The organism is Pontibacter sp. CAU 1760 (assembly GCF_054482735.1).
Map to the genome: position 1 here is coordinate 235,719 of NZ_JBTLRL010000009.1, position 6,856 is coordinate 242,574.

Consider the following 6,856-nt stretch of genomic DNA (forward strand, 5'->3'; position numbering starts at 1 on the left):
TCTTCTTATTGATTTGGTGGCTGGCGCTATCTGTCAAACAATACGACAGCCTTTCAGTTTGTCAAATAGTTTTCTTTTTCAGGAACGTTTGGGTGTTGGTGCTCACGGTAACGTAATGCGTGGCCCCCGAGGGATGGAAAAAGGCGCTGCTGTAATTCAACTCGAAAGCCCGGACCCGCAGCATGGCCCCTAGCGAGAAACCGGCTCCCCCCGATCGCGTGTCGAGGCGAAGTTCCCGGCGGCGCAAATGGTTATACCCGGCCCGCACCTGAAAGTTCTTGCTGAACACAAACTCTGCTCCTGCTACAAAGTGCCGGGCAATTTTATCGCCCAGCTGCTTTTCGGCTTTCACCTCGTTTCCGTTCTCGTCCAGCTCTCCGGGTGCGTTTGGGTCGAGGTATACGATGTCGAACTGATATAAGCGGTGCGCCGTGAGCGAGAGCCGCACGGGCATGTGCTCGGGTTTGTAGCTTATACCCAGCTGGGCATCGAAAGGCATGGGCTGCCGCTCCGCCCCGTCGTAGGCCTTTGCCTGGTAGCCCACGTTTTTAAACGCTAGCCCTACGGTCAGGTCTTTCTCCGGGTGTATAAACGCCACGCCGGCATCGGCTAGCAGGCCCACGGCTTTGTTGCCTGCCATGCTGGACACTGCAACTTTAGCCGTCATACCCATCCGGAAGGCCTCTACCTGCCGGGCGTGGCTCAGACTAAGGCTATAATCGTTTACGTTGAAACTCCCCTCCCCGGCCCCGGTCGCGTCGCGCTGCACAAAGTCGCCATAGTTGAGGTAATTTATACCTGCTGCCCAGCGCCCGTACTTCTCTGAGTTGAAAGCATAGGCCACGCTGCTCTGCCGGATGTCGGCCAGGTAGCCTATATAGCTCAGTGAAAGCTGGTTGTCCATCTCCGCGTTGAGCAGGGCCGGGTTGGCGGCCACCATGTTCACATCGTGCCCTCCCGCCGAAACATTTACGCCGCCCAGCGCCGCCTGCCGGGCGCTATTGGGCAACTCCAGAAACAAAAAAGCCCGCTGCCCGCCCACCTGTGCCTGCGCCGATAGCGCAAAGCATAGCAGAAACAAACTTAGCAGTGGCTTATGGAAACACATTCTTGTGGCTGCTATATAGAATAATTTTGAATAACTGACTTTTGAATAATTGAATGTGCTATTTCGATATTCAAAAATCAGTCTTTCAAAATTCAATTACTCTTCCGTCTTCTCTTCCCGCACCGTCAGCTTTAGCGGGTATTTCACCTTTTCTCTCAGCAAAGCGATTTGAACCACCTCGTCTACGCGGTCCACATAATGAATGGTGACGCCTTTAATATACTGCTCCGGGATATCGTGAATGTCTTTCTTGTTCTTTTGGCACAAAATGATGTCGGTGATACCGGCACGTTTGGCTGCCAGGATTTTCTCCTTTATACCTCCCACTGGCAATACCTTGCCGCGCAGCGTAATCTCACCCGTCATAGCCAGTCTTCCTCTTACCTTGCGCTGCGTAAACACCGAGGCAATACTGGTAAAAATGGCTATACCCGCCGACGGGCCGTCTTTCGGCACCGCCCCTTCCGGGAAGTGGATGTGCAGGTCATACTGGTCGAACAAACGGTAGTCGATGTCCAGCAGTTCAGCGTGTGCTTTCAGGTAAGAAATCGCCGTCATGGCCGACTCCTTCATCACATCGCCCAGTTGGCCCGACAGCGTGAGCTTGCCTTTGCCTCGGCTCAGGATGGATTCGATGAACAGGATATCGCCGCCCACTGAGGTCCAGGCGAGGCCTGTTACCACACCGGCTGTGTCGATGTCCTGGTAAATCTCTTTGTCGAAGATCTCCGAGCCCATGATCTTGGTCACGTCCTCGGGCTTGATGGACTTGGCATACTCCTCCTCCATCGCCTTCAGTTTGGCCGTGTTGCGCACCAGCTGCCCAATCTTCCGCTCCAGGTTACGCACCCCCGACTCGCGGGTATAATCCTCAATTAGCTTGTGGATGGTCGGCTTCGGCACTTTTACGTCTTCCGGCTCCAGGCCGTGCTCCTTCACCTGCTTGGGCACTAGGTGGCGCTTGGCAATCTCGGTTTTCTCCTCCAGGGTATAGCCCGTTATCTCGATGATCTCCATACGGTCGCGCAGGGCGGGCTGAATGGTATCGAGTGAGTTGGCCGTGGCAATGAAGAGCACTTTGGACAGGTCATACTCCACGTCCAGGTAATTGTCCATGAAGGTATGGTTCTGCTCCGGGTCCAGCACCTCCAGCAAGGCAGAGGCCGGGTCGCCTCGGAAATCAGAAGCCAGCTTGTCTATCTCATCCAGGATGATCACCGGGTTAGAGGAACCTGTTTTTTTGATCTGGCTGATGATCTTGCCCGGCATGGCACCCACATAGGTGCGGCGGTGCCCGCGAATCTCCGCCTCATCGCGTACGCCACCCAGTGACATACGCACATAGTTACGGCCCAGCGCCTTGGCAACCGAACGGCCCAAGGAGGTTTTACCAACCCCCGGAGGTCCATAAAGGCACAGAATCGGCGCCTTCATATCGTTCTTCAGCTTTAGAACGGCCAGGTACTCCAGAATGCGCTCCTTTACCTTCTCCAGCCCGTAATGGTCTGCGTCCAATATCTTTTTGGTGCGCTTCAGGTTAAAATTGTCTTTTGTGTTTTCGTTCCAAGGCAGGTCCAGCAAAAACTCCAGGTAATTCACCGCCACCGGGTATTCAGCAGCCTGTGAGTTCAGTCGGCCTAGTTTGTCAATCTCCTTCTGGAAATGCTTAGCTACCGGCTCGCTCCACTTCTTCTTCTTGGCACGCTCCCGGAAACGCTCGATCTCCTGGTCCGGCCCCTCCTGCCCCAACTCATCCTGCAGCACTTTTATCTGCTGACGCAGGAAATAATCGCGTTGCTGCTGGTCAATATCGGTATGGACTTTGGAGTGTATCTCCTGCTTCAGTTCCAGCATCTGAATCTCGACCAGCATCAGCTCCAGCAACTGCGTGCCGCGCTCGGTGCTGTCGTTCACCTCCAGCAGGGCCTGCTTTTGGGCTACCTCTACGTTCAGGTTGCTCGACAGGAAGTGCGTCAGGAAGCTCGGGCTGTCGATATTATCTAGCGCCACCTGCGCCTCCTGCGGTATCTCGGGGTTCAGCTTCAGCATCTTGCCGGCCGCGTCTTTCAACGACTGCACCAGCGCCTTCACTTTCTTGCTCTTCTTATCCAGCGGCGTTTCCTCGCACAGGCTTACTTTGGCCGTCAGGTAAGGATCCTCCTTGGTAATCTCGTCTATCTTGAAACGGCTCTGCCCCTGAATGATGATCGTGGTGTTGCCGTCTGGCAGGACCAGCATTTTCAGGATCTTGGCCACTGTGCCTACCTCATATAAATCTTCGCCCAAGGGGTCGTCGCTGAGTGTGTTCTTCTGCGCCACCACACCCACGATCTTGTCGCCGGTATGGGCTTTGCGCACCAGCTTTACAGATTTTTTGCGACTAACCGTTATTGGCAGCACTACCCCCGGAAATAGCACCGTGTTACGCACGGCCAGTATCGGCAGCTCGTCGGGTAAATCCTCTGTCTTAACGTCATCCTCGATTTCGGCCGTGATTATTGGAATCAGCTCTGCCTCATCGTTTTCAGAAATTCCGCTCAATAGTAGGTTGTGTAAGAAATGCTTGAATGTATGGTTCATATATAGATTAATGCCATTATGACAGAAAAACACTTTAAGTCCCCCGTTTTTCTGTTCTGAAATGTATTGTCAAGTCTTGTGCCAAGCTCAGGATGGCAGTGGTATTAAGGGCAAACAGCAAATTACTGGTCAATTTTTGGCAACAGCCTGTACTTGGGCCTGCTTCCAGCACCAAATACATCGAAGTTTTGATATCTTTGAGTTCCGGGTTATTTTTAAACGCATGATACGATTATACCTGCTGCTCAGCGTTACACTGCTTCTTCATTTTGGCCCCATCCACAGGAGCCTTGGGCAACAGTATAAACATACCCCACTGCTTTTGGCTAACGGCAAAAAAGGGCCGCAAAACGGTTCCAGTTCGGCGTATCAACCTGAATTTCCCAATTTAAATAAAATCCCTTACTATCACGAGCCTAAGGCGCTTGCCACGATACATAAATTAGAGAAGCGTCGGAAATACGACCAGGTGCTGCCCCTGCTGGAACAGTATGTGCGCAACTTCGGTATTCAGAACTTCTACAAAGACACGCAGCTGCTCTGGCGCCTCGGGCAGCTCTACGAAAGGCAGGGACACCCCCAGAAAGCTAAGGCGCTCTACCGCCTGGTGCTGAAGCACCACCGCTCCGATGCCCGCAAAGTGCTCTCGCACTACGACTCGCTCGACCAAAACGACAAGAACTACTACGTGTCGCTTGATTATTATTACGAGTTGGTAGAGTACCGCAAGTCCATTGCGGTGTATAAACCACCGAAAGGCGTTTATGTTAACATGGGCAATGCCATTAACTCGGATTACGCCGATTATGGCCCTGCTCTGGCGAGCGGAAACCAACAGCTCATCTTCACATCCAAGCGCAACGTGAACTACCAGGGGATGGAAACGAAGGTGAACGAGGACTTGTTTTACAGCAGGCAAAACGACGGGTTCTGGGAGCAGGCGCAGTCGTTTGGGAAACCGATCAACAGCATTTACAACGAGGGGTCGGCTTGCCTGAGCCGCGACGGCAAAACGCTGTACTTTGCCCGCTGCGAGGCTCCTGACGGCTTCGGCAACTGCGACCTCTATACCGCCACCCTGCAGGTAGACGGCACTTGGGGCAAGATCGCTAACCTGGGGCCAACGGTCAACTCCAAAGCCTGGGACTCGCAGCCTACCCTTACCGCCAACGAAGACACGCTGTACTTTGCCTCTGACCGCCTAGGTGGCTTCGGCTTGTCTGACATTTACTTTACCCACAAGCTCAAAAACGGCAGCTGGGCGCCTGCCCGAAACCTGGGGCCGGTGGTGAACACCCGGGAGAGTGAGGTTAGCCCGTTTTTCCATCCGCTCTACCAAGTGCTCTATTTCTCCTCCAGGGGGCAGCTCTATAATTTCGGCGATTTCGATATCTACAAAACTTACCGGCAACGGGGACAATGGCAGGAGCCGCGTAACATTGGCCCATTGGTAAACGGAGGCGGCAGTGAGTATTACTTCACCATCGATGCGGAGTCCAAGAACCTATACTATGCCCGCTCCGAGGCAGATGATATCGATAACCTGGATTTATACTCCTTCCCACTACCGATGGAGGCCCACCCCTTGGCGGTTACCAAAGTAGAGGGAATTTTAACGGACTCAGTTACCCATAAGCCCTTGGCTGGGGTCATCTCTATCATCGACATGGACAACGGCATCGAAATCTCCTCGAAGTATATCCGGCCGGACGGCTCTTTCGAGTTTGACCTGATCGATAACACCCGCTACATGATACTCATCCAGAGCCCCGACTTCTTCACGATTGAGCGGGAACTGTCGCTACAGCAGGATACGACCTTTCAGGTGATGACCACGGTAATTGACTACAGCATCCCGATGGTGTTCCAGAACATTGAGTTTGATCAGAATTCTGCCACCATAAAAGACGAGATGAAGTCAATCCTGGATGATGTGGCCCTGTTTATGATCGACCACCCAAGCTATCGGCTGGAGATTGCAGGCCATACAGATGGTTTCGGGGACCCGGCCTTTAACCTCTCGCTCTCCCAGGACAGGGCAGACGCCATCAAGCGTTATATAGGCCAGAAAGTTAATCTTCTGGATGACCGGATCGACGCCATAGGGTATGGCAGCCAGAAGCCGTTGCGCGAGGAGAAAACCCAGGAAGACCGCCGCATGAACCGACGGGTGGAGTTTACTATCATCAAGCCTAAAAAAAATAAGCCTTAGGGGGTATAAACAGCAGCGGGGCAAGAGCACCTGAAGTACTCTTGCCCCGCTGCTGTTTATACTAGGCTACGTTAAAACGTCAGCTTCTTGGCTGCGTCGCCCCGCTGCATCATCACACTCTCCACCTTGCCCTTATGGCTCACATTCACGATGTTCATCTGGTCTGAGAACAAATCGGTCAGGATGGCGTTTTTCACATAAAGCTGCGCGAAGGAAGTCTGTCTCATGGGCACTTCCACATAGAGCCATACCACATCGGTTTCTTCCTCAGAGCCTACAAACTTCACGGGCAGGGCCTTTCCCTTTTCTACTTCAAACGCCAACCGGGGCTTTACATAGTTGGCCAGCTGCTTTTGTACCTCTTCGGAAGTGCTGCTGTACTTCACTTTCGTTTTGGCCTGCCGCGAAAGGGCGTCTTCCAGATCATCCCGGAACACCTTTACCGCCACCTGGAGGCTTTTAGTGCGTGGGTTGTACGTGGCATCTGTGATGCTGGCGTGGTAATCATGAGCGCTTGCCAAGTGTGCGGGCAGCATAACTGCTAGCAGCAGCAGGCTTAGTAAGAGTTTCTTAAGCATAGAATTCTGTTGATGGTGGCTGTTACTGCCAGGAGATATAAGCCTTTGAGTATCCAATTCCCGAGCCATACCTTGCCAGTGTTTTGTTACTCGGGATTAACCCAAAAACCGTGCTCAAAATTCCGGATTATTCCGTTACCATCCATTCCGCAGACTATCAGAACCGAATGATTAAGTATAAAAGCTGATTTGATCGAAGGTATGGGCATAAAAAAAGGGCTTGCCATCGCAAGCCCTTCCTCTTATATATAACTGTGTCCCGTCCTGAAATAGGTTGACACTAAACACAACCTTATATGGAAAAAGGGGAAGAGAAAAAAAGCAAGCGTACTCAGTGCGACTATACCCTGGGCTTTAAGTTAGCTGTAGTAGCCCAGG

Annotated in this window: 4 protein-coding genes; 1 reads left to right on the forward strand and 3 read right to left on the reverse strand. The window is 52.6% G+C overall.

Going from position 1 to position 6,856, the window contains the following annotated elements:
• Positions 1-61: 61 nt before the first annotated feature.
• Positions 62-1,081, reverse strand: a complete 1,020-nt coding sequence (gene porQ / locus ACXYMU_RS14505; protein ID WP_458987126.1) for a type IX secretion system protein PorQ — start codon at positions 1,079-1,081, stop codon at positions 62-64.
• 123 nt (positions 1,082-1,204) lie between these two features.
• Complete coding sequence (lon, locus tag ACXYMU_RS14510; protein WP_458987127.1) at positions 1,205-3,688, reverse strand: endopeptidase La; 2,484 nt, start codon at positions 3,686-3,688, stop codon at positions 1,205-1,207.
• 223 nt (positions 3,689-3,911) lie between these two features.
• On the opposite strand from lon, the gene ACXYMU_RS14515 reads away from it, so the two are divergent.
• Positions 3,912-5,900: an OmpA family protein gene (locus ACXYMU_RS14515; protein WP_458987128.1), complete on the forward strand. Its 1,989-nt coding sequence runs from the start codon at positions 3,912-3,914 to the stop codon at positions 5,898-5,900.
• A gap of 71 nt (positions 5,901-5,971) precedes the next feature.
• Here the strand turns inward: ACXYMU_RS14515 and ACXYMU_RS14520 are convergent, their stop codons facing one another.
• A complete protein-coding gene (locus ACXYMU_RS14520; RefSeq protein WP_458987129.1) occupies positions 5,972-6,478 on the reverse strand; it encodes a DUF6702 family protein in 507 nt (168 codons plus the stop codon).
• Between the last annotated feature and the right edge of the window lie 378 nt (positions 6,479-6,856).

Excerpts from the sequence above, each read along its gene's own strand:
- lon (WP_458987127.1), bottom strand. The coding sequence starts at position 3,688 with ATGAACCATACATTCAAGCATTTCTTACACAACCTACTATTGAGCGGA.
- ACXYMU_RS14515 (WP_458987128.1), top strand. The coding sequence starts at position 3,912 with ATGATACGATTATACCTGCTGCTCAGCGTTACACTGCTTCTTCATTTT.
- ACXYMU_RS14520 (WP_458987129.1), bottom strand. The coding sequence starts at position 6,478 with ATGCTTAAGAAACTCTTACTAAGCCTGCTGCTGCTAGCAGTTATGCTG.